Origin of the sequence: Rossellomorea vietnamensis, assembly GCF_008180615.1 — a bacterium.
Taxonomy (GTDB): Bacteria; Bacillota; Bacilli; order Bacillales; family Bacillaceae_B; genus Rossellomorea; species Rossellomorea vietnamensis_D.
In genome coordinates, this window is sequence record NZ_VTEH01000001.1 from 342595 (window position 1) to 361555 (window position 18961).

Genomic DNA, 18961 nt, shown 5'->3' on the forward strand with positions numbered 1-18961 from the left:
AATTACTTGCTGTATTTAGCGTTGTGGAATTTTTCCATGATACCTTGTTTAGAGAAAAGGTTGCGGACTGTGTCAGATGGTTTCGCACCATTTTGCATCCATTTAAGAGCAAGCTCTTCATTGATATCTACAACAGCTGGCTCTGCAACCGGGTTGTAAGTTCCAACTGTTTCAATTTGACGTCCATCACGCGGTGAACGAGAATCTGCTACTACAATACGATAGAAAGGGGACTTTTTAGCTCCCATACGTTTTAAACGAATTTTTACTGCCATGTTTAAAGCACCTCCGAATAGTTTTACACAAGTAGATATAATATCAGTGTGTATTTTGTTTGTAAAGTGTTTTTTCTTAACAGTTGAATTTTCTTTTTAACAGTTAAGATCAAAAGCCTACATGAACGGGAATTTCATACCTTTTTTCTTAGCTTTTCCCTGCATTCCGCTCATTTGTTTCATCATTTTTTTCATATCTTCAAACTGCTTAAGCAAGCGGTTGACTTCCTGGATATTTCTTCCACTTCCCCTTGCAATCCGTTTTTTTCTGCCTGCATTGATGGTTTCTGGATGCTGCTTCTCTTCTTTTGTCATGGATTGAATGATTGCTTCGACGTGGCTCAGCTGTTTTTCATCCACTTGCAGTTTATCCAGGCCCTTCATCTTGTTAGCGCCAGGCATCATCTTGATTAATTCATCAAGAGGACCCATTTGTTTGACTTGTCCAAGCTGCTCAAGGAAGTCTTCAAAAGTAAAGGACATAGTCCTCATTTTCTTTTCAAGCTCTTTGGCTTTCTCTTCATCGACATTAGCCTGGGCTTTCTCGATCAGCGACAGAACATCACCCATACCAAGGATACGGGAAGCCATTCGCTCAGGATGGAAAGCTTCAAGTGCATCCAGCTTTTCGCCCATCCCGACAAATTTAATCGGTTTCTCCGTAACAGATCGGATGGATAGAGCAGCACCGCCTCGAGTATCTCCGTCCAGTTTTGTCAGGACAACTCCTGAAATCCCTAATGAATCATTAAAGCTTTGGGCAACATTCACCGCATCCTGTCCGGTCATTGCATCGACAACAAGAAAGATTTCGTCTGGATTTGTGAGCTCCTTGATATCCTCCAATTCACCCATCAGCTTCTCATCAATATGAAGGCGTCCGGCTGTATCTATCAGAACATAATCATGGTGCTCTTCCTTCGCTTTCTCGATTGCCTGCTTTGCAATTTCCACAGGACTTACCTGGTCCCCCAATGAGAATACAGGCATGCTCAATTGTTTTCCAAGTGTTTCCAGCTGTTTGATCGCTGCAGGACGGTAAATATCTGCCGCCACCAGCAAAGGTTTGCGGTTATATTTCTTTCTCAGAAGATTGGCGAGCTTACCAGTGGTCGTTGTTTTACCTGCACCCTGAAGACCGACCATCATTATGACGGTAGGCGCACGCTTGGCGACAGCGATCTGGCTTTGCTCTCCTCCCATTAAATCGGTAAGTTCTTCTTTAACCACTTTGATGACCTGCTGGCCCGGCGTCAAACTTTGCATGACTTCCTGGCCTACAGCCCGTTCACTTACCTTTTTGACGAAAGTTTTTACTACTTTGAAGTTTACGTCTGCTTCAAGCAATGCAAGACGGACTTCACGCATCATTTCTTTTACATCCGCTTCATTGACTTTTCCTTTTCCGCGGATCTTCTGAATTGTGCCTTGCAGTCGGTCGGCTAATCCTTCAAATGCCATAATGCCGCCTCCTAATCCAATTTCTCGAGCTTTTCGAACAGCTCTTCTAATCCCGACGTTTTATTGTCTTGTTTATTAAGTAACTGTTTGATTTCCCGCAAAAGCTTGCTGCGCTCTTGAAACTTCTGAAATAATAAAAGCTTCTCTTCATATTCTTCAAGCATTGCTTCTGTACGCTTGATATTATCATAAACTGCTTGACGGCTGATCTCATATTCCTCGGCGATTTCGCCAAGCGAGAAGTCGTCCAAGTAGTAGAGGGACATGTAGCTGCTTTGCTTGGGAGTTAATAGCGACTGATAGAAATCATACAGATAATTCATTCTCGTCGTTTTCTCAAGCATTTCCTCACTCCCTCATGTGTTAAGTGAAAAACCTTTACATAAGAAGGATACATAGTTTTAGGGAAAATGTCAAGGTCTATGCGGAAGTATGGGATTACTGTGTGTTTTTGAGCTGTTTTCACAAGGCTCTTTTCGCAAAGATTTTGGCTATTGAGAAGTAATGGATTTCCGCTCCAGGCGGACGACTCCGCGGGGCGGGCGGTGAGCCTCCTCGGCTTCATAAAAAGCGGAAGCGGCCGTTCAGCGACGTACAGATTTTAGGGTTCTCGCATGAGATAAAGGAATCACGAAGAGCGACAGCGATTCGATGATGACTTATCGCAAGGAGAGAGACCGAAATCTGCTAGTCGCTGGCCGCTGAAGCTAGATTCGCCTGTGGGGTCTCACCTGTCCCGCTAGTCCCGCAGGAGATCGTACGCCTTCCGCTCCAATCCTCCTCCGTTAAGGGGTATGAAGCTAAAATCGCAGTCAAAAATGATTCATTTTCCTGTGCTTAACCGGATAAATTCCGCTTATTTTAGATTTAACTGGCGACTCAATGGCTCAAATCCTTCACAAGGAAAACCGCCTTCTATGAAAGAACGGAATGCTCGAAAAACCAATTTTATCTTATTTTGATGTGAGTTTCTTTATACCACGGTATAAGCTCTCTGGAAATCAAAAAACCGCGGCAAGCCAAAGGCTTATCGCGGTTCTGCATCTTACTCTTCCATTTCCTCTTCATCGACCACATTGGAGAATAAGCCGTACACATACTTCTCAGGATCGAACGGTTGAAGGTCATCGACTTTCTCACCAAGTCCGACGAACTTGACCGGGATTTGCAGTTCATTTTTAATTCCGATGACAATACCGCCTTTTGCAGTTCCGTCCAGCTTCGTCAAGACGATCCCTGATACATCTGTTGCTTCCTTGAATGTTTTGGCTTGCAGCAGGGCGTTCTGGCCAGTTGTTGCATCCAAAACCAGCAGAACTTCATGAGGAGCGCCCGGAATTTCACGATCAATGACTCTTTTTACCTTTTGAAGCTCATTCATCAGGTTTACTTTGTTCTGCAATCTTCCTGCAGTGTCACAAAGAAGGATATCCGCGTTTTTTGCTTTCGCGGATTGAACTGCATCATAGATGACCGCAGCGGGGTCTGACCCTTCTGAATGCTTGATGACCGGCACTTCTGCTCTTTGCCCCCAAACTTCTAATTGATCGATGGCACCAGCACGGAATGTATCTCCGGCAGCAAGCAGAACACTCTTGCCCTGCTCTTTAAACATATGAGCCATCTTCCCGATTGTAGTCGTTTTCCCTACACCATTGACACCGACAAACAGGATGACTGTCAGTGTATCTTCCTGGATGTTGAGTTCGTTGGAAGCACCAGCATCTCCTTCATAGATTTCAACAAGCTTTTCCGAGATGACACTTTGAAGCTCACTGGTTTCCTGGATATTACGGCGTTTAGCTTCGTACCTTAATTGGTCGACCAGCTCCATGACAGTATCAAACCCGACATCCGCCCCAATAAGGATCTCTTCCAGTTCTTCAAAGAACTCTTCGTCGACTTTACGATATCTCGCTACAAGGTCATTCACTTTTGAAGAAAAATTATTTCGCGTTTTTGAAAGTCCATCTTTAAATTTATTGGTTACTGAATCTGATGATGTTGTAAATTTTTCTTTTAATTTCTTAAAAAAGCTCACTTTATGCACCTGCCTTATTTAACTTGAACAAATTCTTTCGTTTCTTCCAGCCTTACTGACACAAGCATGGACACCCCTGATTCCTGCATGGTCACTCCATATAGGACATGGGCTTCCTCCATAGTTCCTTTTCTATGGGTGATTACGATGAATTGCGTTTCCTGGCTGAATTTTTTCAGATATTTACTGAATCTTTGAACGTTGGCTTCATCAAGAGCCGCTTCGACTTCATCAAGAATACAGAAGGGAACAGGACGGACTTTCAGTATGGAAAATAATAAGGCGATAGCGGTTAATGCCCGTTCTCCGCCTGACAAAAGGCCAAGATTTTGCAGTTTTTTTCCAGGGGGCTGTGCAACAATATCCACCCCTGTATTCAACAGATCATCCGGCGTGGTGAGTTTTAATTCAGCTCTGCCGCCTCCAAAGAGGGCAGAAAACACACCTTCAAATTCGGCTTTGATGGCATGGAAGGTGTAATCAAAACGCTTCACCATCTCCGCGTCCATTTCTTTGATGACTTCATGCAGGGTGTCCTTCGCCTCCTGCAGGTCAGCCTGCTGTTCAAGGAGAAATTGATAACGCTCGGAAACCCGCTCATATTCATCAATGGCACCAAGATTGACTGTTCCCAATTCTTCAAGAGCAAGTTTAATCAGTTTTACTTTTTTCCTTGCATCGGCTATATCCATCAAGAGCGGGTAATCTTCTTTAGCTGCTTCAAAGCTCAGCAGGTATTCTTCCCTCAAGTGAGCAAGGCGGTTTTCCAGCTCAACATCGAGCCGGTTGATTTTCACTTCCTCGTCTTTGAGCGCACCAAGCAATCCCTTATGCTGCCTCTTCAGCTCTTTCAGATGAAGTTCATCATCTTCCACCGCAGTTTGAAGTTTCATCCTTTCATCCCGCCGGCTGCTGATAAGACTTGCTGTTTCCTGCTTTTCACGTGCCCTTGCCACTGCATCTTCTTGGAGCTTGGCTTCTCCCGAGAAGTCGTTATCCATCTCGTTGGCCAGCCATTGAAGATCTTCTTCGTAATCTTTCTTCTTCTTCTCCGCCTGCTGCAGCTCTTCACTAATGCGCCCCAAAACACTTTTGCTTGAATTGAGCTGTTCATAGCGGGCAGCAAGCTGGGCCTTCATTTCACTTATCTCGCCGGAAATTTCTTCTTTTGATGTTCTGTCGGTATGTTTCTGATGGGTCAACTCATCAATTTCCTTTTCCATTGTCTGAAGTTCACCGGAAATTATACCTAGTTCTTCTTTCAGCTCATCAATTCTTTTAATATTCTTGGTTTTCTGATCAGAAAATTCTCCTTTTTCAAGGTCGTACAAAGAGAGTCTTTCATCCATGTTTTTTTGAGATAATTCCAATTCTCTCTGTCTGGACTTCTGTTCCTGTTCTTCATATCTCAGCTGCTCGCCTTTAAGCCGCATATCTTCCAGCTTTTTTTCATTAAAAGAAATGTCGGATTTGTATTGTTTGATCTGTTCTTCAAGACTGCCCGTTTTTTCTTCCATCTGCTGAAGTTTGACGATTAACTCTTCCAGTTCGCTTTTTCTGCTGAGCAGTGAAGATTTTTTCTGCTTGGTCGCTCCTCCGGACATTGATCCCCCAGGATTGACTATATCTCCCTCAAGAGTGACAAAACGGTATCGGTAACCGGTAGTTTTCGCAAGGGCATTTGCTCCCTTTAAATCCTCTGTAATAATGACATTTCCTAACAGATTCGAAATAATGGATTGATACCTTTGATCATAGTCCAAAAGGTCGGAAGCCACTCCTACAAATGAAGCTTGACTTTTCAATAAAGACAGCTGTACTGAGGGAATCGACTTTCCTTTGATAACATTCATAGGCAGGAACGTCGCTCTTCCATATTGATTTCTCTTCAGGAATGAAATCGCTTCGCGTCCATGCAACTCGCTTTCGACGACCACATGCTGCATTGCTGCGCCAAGGGCGGTTTCGATTGCTTTATCATACTGCTTCGGTACAGAAACAATTTCGGCCACTGCACCTTCGATTCCCTTCAGAGTACTGTTCCTTGCTTTAAGGACTTCTTTCACACCTTGAAAGAAACCTGAATAGTCTTCTTCCATCTCCTCGAGCATTTCTTTCCTGGATTTCGCCTGCTGAAGGAACTGGTAAGCTTGATAAAGCGTCGTCTCCAATTTTTGATACTTGCTTTTCAATGTATCCAGATCATTTTTTTCTTTCCTGTAGGAAGTGACTTGATCATCTATCGCTTCTTTCAATACGCTGAGCTGCTGTTCGTTTTCGATCTGAGCTGATTTGATCTCCTCACGCTGGGCCAGAAATTTTTCATTATCCTCATCCAGCCGCTTGCTTCGGCCTGTTTGTTGGTCGAGCTGGGTCTGCAGGTACTGAATTTCATTTTTGGCCGCAGCCTGGCGATTCAGCTTTTCAATATAGTCGCCTTTCAGGGTATCGATCATCGTTTCGATGTCGTCATTAAAATACTGGAAACGTTTTTGTTTCTCTGAGAGCTGCCCCTTAAGGTTTTCTGTTTCTGTTTTAACCTCTTTAAATTCTTTTTCTGTCTGCTGTTTCTCAACCGTCAGCTTTTCAATTCTAGTTGTAGCTTCATCAATATTTCTTTCTAATTGTTCTCTATTATTGGAAGCATTTTTCTTTCTTTCGTGAAGAACCTGTTTTCTTCCCTGCAGCTTTTCAAGTTCTTCAGAGGCCGCAAGAAGCACCTCCTGCAGCTGTGAGATTGACTCGTCAAGAGCTGCTGTATTGTCCCTGAGTTTTTCGAGCTGGGCTTCCCTCTTTTGAATTTCTGAGGATAATCTCAATTCATCTTTCCCATGAGATTCAAAAGAACTGCTCAGATCCTGCCATTGATTGTGAAGGTCTTCAATTTCAAAGACCGTCACACCGACTTCAACCTTTTCCAGTTCCTCTTTTTTCTCCAGGTAATCTTTTGCCATGGAAGCCTGAATCTTTAAAGGCTCTACCTGGCCTTCCAATTCTGAAATGATATCATTTACACGATTGAGGTTTTCCTGGGTTTCGAACAGCTTTGCTTCAGCTTTCTTTTTTCTGTTTTTATATTTCAGGACACCCGCTGCATCTTCGAAGATTGTCCGCCTTTCTTCAGGCTTGCTGTTCAGGATTTCTTCGACTTTCCCTTGACTGATGATTGAAAAGGCTTCCTTGCCGAGACCGGAGTCCATGAACAGTTCAATGATGTCCTTCAGCCGGCAAGGCTGTTTATTCAGCAGGTACTCGCTGTCCCCGGACCTGAACACCCTCCGAGTTACACTGACTTCGCTATATTCAATCGGAAGTGCTCCATCCCTGTTATCCAGAGTAAGAGTCACTTCAGCAAAGTTCAATGGTTTTCTGGAGTCGCTTCCCCCGAATATGACATCCTCCATCTTTGCTCCCCGCAGGGATTTGGCTGATTGTTCTCCGAGCACCCATCGTATGGCATCGATTATATTGCTCTTTCCGCTTCCATTTGGGCCGACTACTGCTGTTACACCTGGAACAAAATCAACAGAAATTCTTTCTGCGAATGATTTGAATCCTATGACATCTAGTTGTTTGAGGAACATAGTCTTCCTCCTTAGTTTTCTTCAAGCTTATGCTTCAATTTTTCTAACGCCATTTGAGCCGCATGCTGTTCGGCTTCTTTTTTAGATCTTCCGGTACCTATGCCCAGTTCTTCCCCGTTCAGGCATACCCTTGAGACGAATTCGCGGTTATGGGCAGGCCCTTTCTCATGAAGAATTCCATATTCAATCGTACCCGCACTGTCTCTCTGAACAAGCTCCTGCAGCTGACTTTTAAAATCCATCACATGAGAAAAAGCACCGGAATTGATTTTTGGAAAAACATTCTTCTCCAATATCACCAGGACTGTTTGGAGTCCCTGGTCCAAATAGAGGGCGCCGATAAAGGCTTCGAACACATCCGCTAAGAGGGCAGGCCTTTCTCTTCCGCCTGTCAGTTCCTCTCCTTTTCCTAAAAGGACCAGTTCCCCGAATTTCAATTCATTCGCAAAGGTGACCAATGATGGTTCACAGACAATTGCTGCACGCAGCTTGGTCAATTCTCCTTCACTCATTGTTGGGTATTTTTTATAAAGAAATTGTGAAACTGTCAATTCAAGGACAGCATCACCAAGAAATTCGAGACGTTCATTATCTTCATATGGTTTTTTCCGATGCTCATTCACATAGGATGAATGAGTGAAAGCTTGTCTGAGCAATTTTTCATTAGTAAATTGGATTTCATGTTTCCTTTGGAACTCTTTAAATTTCTCATCAACTAACAACATTGATTGTTTGTCCCTGTTTCTTACTTGTTTCCGCATTGGGCCTCCACCTTGCTATATATAATTACAATAATTTTTACACTACTCAAGTTTATGATAAAAACGCTAAAATCGCAAAAATTCTTTAGTTACGGCAGGCTTCCCCTTTTATTCGATAATCTGTTTTCGCAAAGATTGCAGCTATTTAAAAACATTCAATTTCAGCTCTGTTTTCCGTGCTTCAAGAATTTTGTCATTACCAGATTACCCCTTCGGACATTGGTTTTATTGAAATTAGTATTAAATAGCAGCAGAGTTTACAAAAAGAGCCTGATAAAAAGAAGAGGATGTCCTTGAAGAGGCAGACACAGTATGAAGGAATTGACTGACATTCGTTTACCGAAAGTCCGCCTTCATTGTGCCAAAACTCTTCAAAAACAGCCTCTTTAAAGGAAGAAGGGCTCCGCTGACCAGCGGAGCTCCAGGAATACATCGATTAGCCTTTGTTATTTATGTAGTTAACAGCGTCACCGACTGTAGCGATTTTTTCTGCATCATCGTCAGAAATCTCCATATCGAACTCATCTTCAAGTTCCATAACCAATTCTACTACATCTAGTGAATCCGCTCCTAGGTCTTCTTTGAAAGAAGCTTCAAGAGTTACTTGGGATTCGTCAACTCCAAGACGGTCAACGATAATTTTTGTTACGCGATCTAATACTTCTGCCATTCTTGTCACCTCCCCTCAAGTAATTATAGTAGATTCCTATGAATAATCAAGAACCGTTTGTTTTTTTCTTTAATAGGACATTAAATCGGAAGACAATCCGGTCACATAACCATTCCGCCGTCCACATGCAGCGTCTGGCCAGTCATGTAGGAAGAATCCTCGGATGCCAGGAACCCTGCTACTTTGGCGATATCTTTCGCATTCCCAAACCGGCTTAATGGAATGCCTTTTAACATTTCAGATTTCACTTCTTCGCTGAGTTCATCTGTCATGTCAGTCGAAATGAACCCAGGCGCTACCGCATTCACTGTGATGCCTCTAGGCGCCAGTTCCCTGGCAGCTGTCTTCGTCAACCCGATGACACCAGACTTGGCTGCGACATAGTTAGCCTGTCCTGGATTCCCGCTGACACCAACGATGGAAGAAATATTGATGATCCTTCCGCTTCTTTGCTTCATCATTTGGCGGCTGACCGCTTTAGTGCAAAGGAATACACCTTTTAAGTTCGTATCAATAACTTCATCCCATTCACTTTCTTTCATTCTCATCAATAAGTTGTCTCTTGTAATTCCAGCATTATTGACCAGGATATCAAGAGAACCAAAACGGGAGATAGTTTCTTTGACCATTGTCTGAACTGATTCTCCATTTGCTACATTGCATTGAATGGCAAAGGCGTCTCTGCCCATGGCTTTAATTTCCTCGGTTACTTCATTGGCCTTCGCTTCGCTTCCTGCATAGTTGACCGCCACGTTAGCTCCCTGGCGTGCAAGTTCAAGGGCTATTTCCCTGCCGATTCCGCGGGAAGCACCTGTTACTAATGCTGTTTTTCCTTCAAGATTCATTGTGCAGCCTCCTTTAGCTTCTCAACAGTCTCTCTGAAACTTTCTTCATCACTGATTGAGAAGGTATTGACCCTGCGATTGACCTTCTTAATCAATCCGGAAAGGACTTTCCCAGGGCCGATTTCGATAAATGTGTCCACACCTTGCTCCAAGAGGGACGAAACAGTATCTTCCCAAAGTACTGGTGAATATAATTGCTGAATCAATCTCTCTTTGATTTCGTGAGCCTGTCTCATCGGCTTGGCATCCACATTGGCGATGACCGGAACCGCGGCATCTGCAATCGTAATCTCATCCAGTACTCCTGAAAATTTTTCAGCTGCGGGTTTCATCAGTTGAGAGTGAAACGGTCCGCTCACCTGCAGCGGCAGTACACGTTTTGCCCCTTCTTCTTTAGCCATGTCCGAAGCCAGTTCCACTCCTCTGAATGACCCTGAAATGACAATTTGTCCAGGACAATTTAAGTTAGCCAAGCCTACATGATTTCCCTCTTGAGATATCCTATCTGTGATACCGACAAGCTTGCTGCGGTCCATGCCGAGTACAGCCGCCATTGTCCCTTCTCCTGCCGGAACAGCTTCTTCCATATATTCTCCACGCTTTCGGACAGCATACACTCCATCTTCAAAAGCAATAGCACCAGCAGCCACCAGCGCTGAATATTCCCCTAAGCTGTGACCTGCAGTGAAATCCGGCTCAATTCCTTCTGATTTCAGCAGCTGCAGGAAAGCTATGCTTGTGGTCAACAAGGCAGGCTGTGCGTTTTCGGTCAGCGTCAGTTTGTCTTGGGGTCCTTCAAAAATAAGAGTTGAAAGGTCCATTCCCAGTCTTCGGTCCGCACTATTGAAGTATTCTTCCACTTCAGGGAAATTACCAGCAAGCTCTTTCCCCATCCCGGCTTTTTGTGATCCCTGTCCTGGAAATACAAATGCTATCTTACCCATGTTATCCCCACTCCCCTATTTTGATTCTTCTTTCTCTTCCCTGGCTACAGCCTGTTTTATGGTATCCGGGACAGAGTGGCTGACCATCTGCCTGGCCTGGCGCACCGCATTAAAAAGTGCATTGGCATTGGATGATCCGTGTGCTTTGATCACCGGGGCATTCAACCCGAACAATCCTGCTCCTCCATACTCCGTATAATCCAGCATACTCTTCAATTCTCTTAAATCATTTTTCACAAGCCCTGCTGCTAGCTTATTTTTGAAAGAAGCAGTTAAAGTCGTTTTCAGCATTGAAAAGATGGATAATGCTGTTCCTTCAATCGTCTTCAATACCATATTACCTGTAAAACCATCCGTCACTACGACATCAGCTGCACCGCTCAGCAGGTCCCTGGATTCGACGTTTCCGATAAAGTTAATATCAGCATCCCTAAGCAGAGAAAAAGCAGCTTTCGTGAGCTCATTTCCCTTTTTCTCTTCTGTGCCGATATTTAACAGGCCGATTTTCGGATTTTCTATTCCTCTAACATTTTCAGCGTATATGCTTCCCATGATTGCATATTGCAAAAGATGTTCTGGCTTTGCATCTACATTGGCACCAAGGTCGAGCATTAAAAAGCCTTTTCCGTCAAGGGTCGGCAGTGTAGGTGCAAGGGCCGGCCGCTCTATTCCTTTAATCCTGCCAACAATGAACAGCCCGGCCGTCATAAGCGCTCCTGTATTGCCCGCAGATATACAGGCATCCGCTTTCCCATCGGCAACCGCCTGGGCCATTAACACCATCGAAGCATTTTTCTTTCGCCTGACTGCTCTTACGGGCTCGTCTGTTCCCAGAATGACTTCTGTTGTATGTACGATTTCAATTCTTTCATGTTCAGCAATTTCTGCTTTGATTTTGTCTTCATCACCGTAAAGAATGATTTCAACATCTCCAAACTCTTTTACAGCCCTTTCAGCTCCACGTACAATCTCTTTCGGAGCATTGTCCCCGCCCATTGCATCAATGGCTATCTTCATGTTCATCATCCTTTTCAGTATCATTGGAACGATACATTTCGAATTCCCCGGTAAATACTTTTTCGCCGCCGACATAACTATGTACTTCCACTATGGTACGCTCTTTATGTATATCAATAACCTTTGCTTTGGCGATGATCCTTTCTCCTTCTTTAACAGGACGAGTAAAACGGATTTGGGATTTTGCGGTTAATGCCAATTCATCATTGATCACAGCAACTGCCAAGGAATTAGCCTGCGCAAACAAATGATGTCCTCGGGCAATCCGGTTCCGCTTGAAAACATGCTCCGTCTTAACATCAAAAATGGAGATCGCATTCTGATCAAGTTCAATATCGATGATTTCCCCGATCACTTCCTCTATCGGCAGGGATTTCACTTCGTCACCAAATGTCTTTACGGCCACATGCTTGATCCTTTCCCTCAGCTCAGGAATGGAAAGTTCCATACGGTCGAGACGAATCGTCTGGACACTCACGCTAAATCTTTCAGCGAGTTCTTCATCTGTTATAAAAGGATTTTCTTTTATCGTATCCGACAATTCTAATTGCCGTTGTTTTTTAGTTGGTCTCATTTTAACACCGTCCACTACTAGTACTAGGTACTAATAGTAGTATATAATTTAAAAAAACAGATTGCAAGCATCTGCAATCTGTTTTTCAGTCCAATTTTTCCCCTTGCAGCACTCCTGTACTTTCAAGATAGTTCCTTAATCCTTCGTACTCAGCCGCATTCCAAAAATCTTTGCTCTGTATCAGCTTTTGCGCATCATTTCTGGCAACTTCAAGCGCCCTGTAATCATGGATCATATCCGCTACCTTAAATTCTGGAAGGCCGCTTTGTTTCTTCCCAAAGAAGTCACCGGGTCCTCTTAATTCCAGGTCTTTTTCACTGAGTTCGAATCCATCATTCGTTTCAGCCATGATCTTCATCCGTTCTTTCCCCACATCAGTTTTCGGATCGGCCAGCAGGATACAATAGGATTGATCACTTCCTCTTCCCACGCGCCCCCTTAACTGATGAAGCTGAGAAAGGCCAAATCTTTCCGCATCATAAATAACCATCATTGTTGCATTAGGAACATTAACCCCTACTTCAACTACGGTTGTTGACACAAGAACCTGTATTTCATTTTTGCTGAACGCCTTCATCACTTCGTCCTTTTCGTCTGAATGCAGCCTTCCATGCATCAGCCCCACTTCATACCGCTCCCCAAAATAAAACTGCAGCTGGGCATGAACATCAATCGCATTTTGGACATCCAGTTTGTCAGATTCCTCAATCAATGGACAAATCACATATGCCTGCCTGCCTTGCTTAAGTTCCTTCTCCATGAAATCAAGAACCCGTTCGAGTTTATCCTGTTTTGCCCAATAGGTTTCGATTATCTTTCTGCCAGCTGGCATTTCATCGATTATCGAAACATCCATTTCACCGAAAACAGTGATGGCAAGAGTTCGCGGGATGGGGGTGGCTGTCATGAAGAGTACATCAGGACTTTCCCCTTTTTCACGCAGTACACGCCTTTGCTGGACACCGAACCGATGCTGTTCGTCCGTGATGACCAAACCAAGGTTATTGAAATTGACTTCTTCCTGTATAAGGGCGTGTGTGCCAATCAACACATCAATCTCTCCGTCCTCCAATTTCTGGAGCAGAAGTTTTCTTCGTTTCCCTTTAACCGAGCTTGTCAGAAGTGCAGTATTCAACCCGGCAGGACCAAGCATCGCGCTGAGTGATTCCGCATGCTGTTCAGCGAGGATTTCCGTCGGGACCATAAGTGCTCCCTGGTAGCCGGCAGTGATACTGGAGTATAAAGCAATAGCCGCAACCACAGTTTTACCTGACCCAACATCTCCTTGAAGGAGCCTGTTCATTCGATATGGAGATTTCATATCAGCCGAGATCTCATTTACGACCCTTTTTTGGGCATCAGTCAGCGGGAATGGCAGTCCGTTGATGAATTCTTTGATCTTGTCTAAATCATAATTTTGAGAGATACCGTTAGAGTGTTCCCGCTCGAATTTCCTTAGTGCTTGCATTTTCAATTGAAACAGAAGGAATTCCTCATACACCATTCTCCGCCTTGCCTGCTTCAAACTATTGGGGTCAGCCGGGAAATGAAGATTGAAGAGCGCTTCATGCCGGTTAATAAGCTTGTAAGGCACCCGAAGTGATTCCGGAAGATTCTCATGTATCTCAGCCCCAAAATGATCGAAAGCCGATTTGATGAATTTGCGGAGAGATTGATTTTTGATTGAGCCTTTCAGGGAGTATACAGGCTCAAAATCCCCTTTTGAGGTATGAGGACCAAGTGAATATTGCGAGACAGTGATGATCTGCCGATTTTTATCCCATTTGCCTGTTACCGTAATTGTATCCTGAAGGTTCAGCTTTTTTTTTAGATAAGGCTGATTGAAGAAAGTAGCCTGGATCAGATAGCTTCCTGCAAGAAGTCTTACATTCAGGCGGGATTTCTTCTTTCCATAGAACATCAAGGAGGGTGCAGAGTGGACTTTCCCTTCCACTGTCACCCGTTCATCATGTTCCACTTCAGCAAGGTCCTTCAACCGGAAATCCTCATACCGATACGGGACATAATCAATTAAACCGCCGACGGTTTCAATACCCATGGCGGCAAGCTGCAAGGAGGTTTCCTCACCGACTCCTTTTATTTCCGTCACGGGTATTTGAAATAAATCAGTCACCTTTATTCAAGGATACTCCAAAAATTTTCGCTTCCAACTCCCGGCCGGTTGGCGTTGCCGCAAGTCCGCCCTGCGCTGTCTCCCTTAGCGCGACCGGCATGGTTTGACCAATCTTGAACATGGCATCGATTACTTCATCACAAGGAATTCTGCTTGTGATACCTGCAAGGGCCATATCAGCGGCAACCATAGCATTTGCTGCTCCCATCGCATTCCTTTTCACACACGGAACTTCTACTAACCCTGCTACAGGATCACAGACCAGCCCTAACATATTCTTAAGAGTAATGGCCATCGCCTCCGCACTTTGACTCGGAGTACCGCCGGCAAGCTCGACAATCGCTGCTGCCGCCATTCCGCTTGCAGAACCGACTTCCGCCTGGCAGCCGCCAGCTGCACCAGAAATGGACGCATTATTTGCAACGACAAATCCAAAAGCTCCTGAGACGAACAGGAATCGGACCATTTCTTCCCTTGTAGGGTTAAGTTTTTCCTTTACGGCAAAAAGAGTACCGGGCACCACACCTGCAGACCCTGCAGTCGGAGTAGCACAGATTGTTCCCATAGCCGCGTTCACTTCATTGGTGGCTACAGCTTTGCTGACTGCATCTAATAAAAATTCTCCGGAAAGGTAATTACCTTTTTCAATGTATTTCTGAAGAAGGACCGCATCTCCGCCAGTCAATCCTGAATGAGAACGGACACCTTTAAGTCCCTTCTCAATAGCTTCCTCCATAACTACAAGGTTTCTTTCCATCATTGAAAAGATTTCATCCCATGTCTTATTTTTGTACTCCATCTCCTGTTCAATCATAATGTCGGATATTTTCTTGTTATTGCTTTCTGCCAATTCTACTAATTCTGCTACATTGCGAAACATATCCATACTCCCTTCCGAGTGTTTTGTAAGCGCTGTCACCACTAAAAATTATTAATCAGCGATCATCGTAACCTGGGTTACATTGGCTAGTCGCTTTAGCTCTTCTATCACTTTATCCTCAATATTGTTTTGGTCAATTTCAATAGTCATTAAAGCCATCTTTCCTTTTTCCTTGCGCGATACATCCATGGAACCAATATTGATTTCGTGCTTGGCTAAAATTTGTGATACGGCTGCAATTGCACCGAATCGGTCTTCATGGACAACAAGGATCGCCGGGTGAAAACCTGTAAGCTTGAGTTCAAAGCCGTTAAGCTCTGTTACCTCTATTTTCCCGCCGCCAATTGAAATCCCAACCAATTCCATATCACTTTGATCATCACCAAGACGGATTCTGGCTGTGTTCGGATGATCTGTAACTGCATCTTCTTCACGGAACTTTATTCTCATGCCTTTTTGTTTAGCTATATTCAATGAATCTTTTATTCTCTCATCGAATGTATCATAATCCATCAGGCCGCCGACAATGGCGACATCTGTACCATGTCCTTTATAAGTCTTGGCAAACGAACCGTAAAAGGATATTTCAGCCCACTGTGGATCCCGTCCAAAAAGATTCCTTGCTACCCTTCCGATTCTAGCCGCCCCTGCAGTATGGGAACTTGAAGGTCCGATCATGACCGGGCCTATAATATCAAAAACACTTTTATATTTCATAGCCGTCTCCCTTTCCCCTTTAATTCTATATAAAAAATATGCTAAAAGATAAGACTTACTTAAAAGCTTCCCCGCCGTTAGGGATAGCCCGATTTGTAAAACGTCCAATTCAGCGGACACGTTCAGTATTTATAATAACATGACTTGTGCATACTTACATCTGTAACAATTGTTTAAAAAGTGGAAGCGCCTTGGTCAGCCCCGACAGGCAAATGTTCTCAAGAGAATAAAAGGCGCCCTTTCCTTTTCTTCTCTTGAGGTTATTTGACCCCGAGGGGCTAGGCGCTGGAACTAGACGGCACCAAAAGTGGAAGCGTCTTGGTCAGCCCCGACAGGCAAATGTTCTCAAGAGAAAAAAGGCGCTTTTTCCTTTTCTTCTCTTGAGGTTATTTGACCCCGAGGGGCTAGGCGCTGGAACTAGACGGCACCAAAAGTGGAAGCGCCTTGGTCAGCCCCGACAGGCAAATGTTCTCAAGAGAATAAAAGGCGCTCTTTCCTTTTCTTCTCTTGAGGTTATTTGACCCCGAGGGGCTAGGCGCTGGAACTAGACGGCACCAAAAGTGGAAGCGCCTTGGTCAGCCCCGACAGGCAAATGTTCTCAAGAGAATAAAAGGCGCTCTTTCCTTTTCTTCTCTTGAGGTTATTTGACCCCGAGGGGCTAGGCGCTGGAACTAGACGGCACCAAAAGCGGAAGCGTCTTGATCAGCCCCGACAGGCAAATGTTCCTCAGAGAAAAAAAGGCGGTCTTTCCTTTTCTTCTCTTGAGGTTATTTGACCCCGAGGGGCTAGGCGCTGGAACTAGACGGCACCAAAAGTGGAAGCGCCTTGGTCAGCCCCGACAGGCAAATGTTCTCAAGAGAATAAAAGGCGCTCTTTCCTTTTCTTCTCTTGAGGTTATTTGACCCCGAGGGGCTAGGCGCTGGAACTAGACGGCACCAAAAGTGGAAGCGTCTTGGTCGCATGCCTTCCGTTCACTACCCTAGGTTAAGGAAGGTAAGATAGTAATCAAATGCAGCAATTTCATAGAAAAGCCTTTCACTAGAAATGTGGCGGTTGAAAAGTAATGGATTTCCACTCCAATTCCCACGTGAAAGGGGAAGAAACGTATATATCATCCCAAAGCAACAATCTTTAAAAAAGGCCCTTTTCGTAAACTTTGATGCTATTTGTTACTCGTTTCAAAAAAACGACCTTAATATACCGGGAAAACCTAGTTAGCATGAAAAGAACAGAGCTGCTTTACCCGATTAGAGAGAGAACCCATAGTATCCGGAGAAAGATCCGGCTCTTGGGATTTTCCCGAAAGCAACAATATATGCGGAAACAGACTTACAAAAAAAGAAATAGAAGGGCTCCCCCTTCTATTTCTTTTAGTACTATTCTATTGAGAAGATAAAGGAGTATAAAGGCTGCTTGCCGTTATGAACCTCTACTTCCACATCTTCAAATTTTTCTTCAACAAACTCAGCCAGTGCATCTACATCTTCCTGAGATGCATCTTCTCCATAAAGGATCGTAAGGATTTCAGCCTCTGCGTCCAGCATTTCACCAAGCAGATTCTTTGCTGTTTCCAGGCGCTCTTTGCCCGTTACAACAATTTTCCCTTCCGCTATACCCATGAAATCATCTTTTTGGATGCTCAAGCCGTCTATGCTTGTATCCCTGACAGCAAAAGTGACCTGTCCTGTTTTTACATAGCTTGAAGCCTCTGACATGGAGTCCTGGTTCTCGGCAGTTCCCACCGACGGATTGAATGCCAGCAGTGCGGCCATTCCTTGAGGGACCGTCTTGGTCGGAACGACTACGACATCACCTTCTACAACCTCAGCAGCCTGATTAGCCGCCATAATGATGTTTTTATTGTTAGGAAGAATGATGACTTTTTCTGCATTCACTTCTTCGACAGCTTTAACGATATCTTCCGTGCTTGGATTCATCGTCTGTCCGCCTTCAATTACATAGGTTGCACCAATACTGCGGAACAGTTCTGCAATTCCTGCACCCATTGAAACCGTTACAATGCCATATTCTTTCTTTTCCTTTGATTCTTGTGTTTTGGCAGCATCTTCGTTCAAATGATGTGAAGTTTCATTCATGAGCGAGCTGTGCTGCTGGCGCATGTTTTCAATCTTCATTGAAATCAAGCTGCCGTATTTTTGCCCGTAGCTTAATACTTCACCAGGCTGCTCTGAATGGATATGTACCTTGGCAAGTTCCTCATCGCTGATAACAAGCAATGAATCTCCGAATGCACTCAGATCATTCCGGAAGTTTTCCTCGGAGAACGTTTCTTTGCCATCTTCAAAGCGGACCATGAATTCTGTACAATATCCGAATTCGATATCTTCCGTATTCATGAACCCCTGAACATTCTTATGGTGCTCGGCACTTACAAGGTCCGTCATTGAAGGAAGAGAAGCATAGTCAGAAACCTGCTCTCCTTTTAATTCGGCAAGAAACCCTTCATACACAAGCAGTAAGCCTTGTCCGCCGCTGTCCACTACTCCTACTTCCTTTAACACAGGCAGAAGATCAGGCGTCCTATTGAGAGAGGCTCTCGCTTCTTTCACAGTTTCCTCCATCAAGGTGACAATATCACTTGCGGTCTTTGCAGTGATGACAGCCTTTTTAGCTGCATCTTTGGCAACTGTAAGGATTGTTCCTTCAACAGGCTTCATTACCGCTTTATAAGCAGTTTCCACACCTGTCTGCAGTGCATCTGCGAATTCTTTACTGTTTAACGCGGGCTTATTTTCAATCGCTTTTCCAAACCCTCTGAACAATTGGGACAGAATGACACCTGAGTTACCCCTGGCTCCCATTAGGAGGCCTTTAGATAAAGCTCCAGCCACTTTGCCAATATGTTCTTGCACATTATTCTGAACTTCCTTGGCACCGGAAGTCATTGATAAGTTCATATTTGTTCCAGTATCACCATCAGGAACCGGAAACACGTTTAGTGCGTCAACCATATTTGCGTTGGCTGCCAGATTATTGGCACCCTGAATGACCATTTCCGCAAAACGCTTTCCTTCCAAAGATGTAATTGACACGAATC

15 protein-coding genes are annotated in these 18961 nt (G+C 44.3%); all 15 read right to left on the reverse strand.

Features of this window, described 5'->3' with window-relative positions:
• Positions 1-2: 2 nt before the first annotated feature.
• Positions 3-275: a 30S ribosomal protein S16 gene (gene rpsP, locus FZC79_RS01680; protein ID WP_148940209.1), complete on the reverse strand. Its 273-nt coding sequence runs from the start codon at positions 273-275 to the stop codon at positions 3-5.
• A gap of 117 nt (positions 276-392) precedes the next feature.
• Positions 393-1736 carry a signal recognition particle protein gene (gene ffh, locus FZC79_RS01685; RefSeq protein ID WP_148945158.1) on the reverse strand — a complete coding sequence of 448 codons (1344 nt, stop codon included), beginning with the start codon at positions 1734-1736 and terminating at the stop codon, positions 393-395.
• Positions 1737-1747: 11 nt separating this feature from the next.
• Complete coding sequence (locus FZC79_RS01690; RefSeq protein ID WP_148945159.1) at positions 1748-2080, reverse strand: putative DNA-binding protein; 333 nt, start codon at positions 2078-2080, stop codon at positions 1748-1750.
• A gap of 701 nt (positions 2081-2781) precedes the next feature.
• Complete coding sequence (ftsY, locus tag FZC79_RS01695) at positions 2782-3777, reverse strand: signal recognition particle-docking protein FtsY (protein WP_148945160.1); 996 nt, start codon at positions 3775-3777, stop codon at positions 2782-2784.
• Between the two features lie 14 nt (positions 3778-3791).
• On the reverse strand, positions 3792-7361 hold the full coding sequence (smc, locus tag FZC79_RS01700) for a chromosome segregation protein SMC (RefSeq protein WP_148945161.1): 3570 nt from the start codon (positions 7359-7361) through the stop codon (positions 3792-3794).
• Between the two features lie 11 nt (positions 7362-7372).
• Complete coding sequence (gene rnc / locus FZC79_RS01705; RefSeq protein ID WP_148945162.1) at positions 7373-8122, reverse strand: ribonuclease III; 750 nt, start codon at positions 8120-8122, stop codon at positions 7373-7375.
• A 436-nt stretch (positions 8123-8558) separates the two neighbouring features.
• On the reverse strand, positions 8559-8792 hold the full coding sequence (acpP, locus tag FZC79_RS01710) for an acyl carrier protein (protein WP_006838176.1): 234 nt from the start codon (positions 8790-8792) through the stop codon (positions 8559-8561).
• 101 nt (positions 8793-8893) lie between these two features.
• Positions 8894-9637, reverse strand: coding sequence for a 3-oxoacyl-[acyl-carrier-protein] reductase (gene fabG / locus FZC79_RS01715; RefSeq protein ID WP_148945163.1), 744 nt, complete (start codon positions 9635-9637; stop codon positions 8894-8896).
• A complete protein-coding gene (fabD, locus tag FZC79_RS01720; protein ID WP_148945164.1) occupies positions 9634-10581 on the reverse strand; it encodes an ACP S-malonyltransferase in 948 nt (315 codons plus the stop codon). The genes fabG and fabD overlap by 4 nt, the downstream gene beginning before the upstream one ends.
• 15 nt (positions 10582-10596) lie before the next feature.
• Positions 10597-11598: a phosphate acyltransferase PlsX gene (gene plsX, locus FZC79_RS01725; protein WP_148945165.1), complete on the reverse strand. Its 1002-nt coding sequence runs from the start codon at positions 11596-11598 to the stop codon at positions 10597-10599.
• Positions 11582-12172 (reverse strand): transcription factor FapR, encoded by a 591-nt coding sequence (gene fapR / locus FZC79_RS01730; protein ID WP_148945166.1) that lies wholly within the window; start codon positions 12170-12172, stop codon positions 11582-11584. The genes plsX and fapR overlap by 17 nt, the downstream gene beginning before the upstream one ends.
• 85 nt (positions 12173-12257) lie before the next feature.
• The gene (recG, locus tag FZC79_RS01735) at positions 12258-14306 is read right to left on the reverse strand and encodes an ATP-dependent DNA helicase RecG (protein ID WP_148945167.1); all 2049 of its coding nucleotides are present in this window, start codon (positions 14304-14306) and stop codon (positions 12258-12260) included.
• Positions 14299-15186, reverse strand: coding sequence for an L-serine ammonia-lyase, iron-sulfur-dependent, subunit alpha (gene sdaAA, locus FZC79_RS01740; RefSeq protein WP_148945168.1), 888 nt, complete (start codon positions 15184-15186; stop codon positions 14299-14301). The genes recG and sdaAA overlap by 8 nt, the downstream gene beginning before the upstream one ends.
• Positions 15187-15237: 51 nt before the next feature.
• Positions 15238-15903: an L-serine ammonia-lyase, iron-sulfur-dependent subunit beta gene (gene sdaAB, locus FZC79_RS01745; RefSeq protein ID WP_148945169.1), complete on the reverse strand. Its 666-nt coding sequence runs from the start codon at positions 15901-15903 to the stop codon at positions 15238-15240.
• Positions 15904-17279: 1376 nt separating this feature from the next.
• Complete coding sequence (locus tag FZC79_RS01760; RefSeq protein WP_148945172.1) at positions 17280-18956, reverse strand: DAK2 domain-containing protein; 1677 nt, start codon at positions 18954-18956, stop codon at positions 17280-17282.
• Positions 18957-18961: the final 5 nt, after the last annotated feature.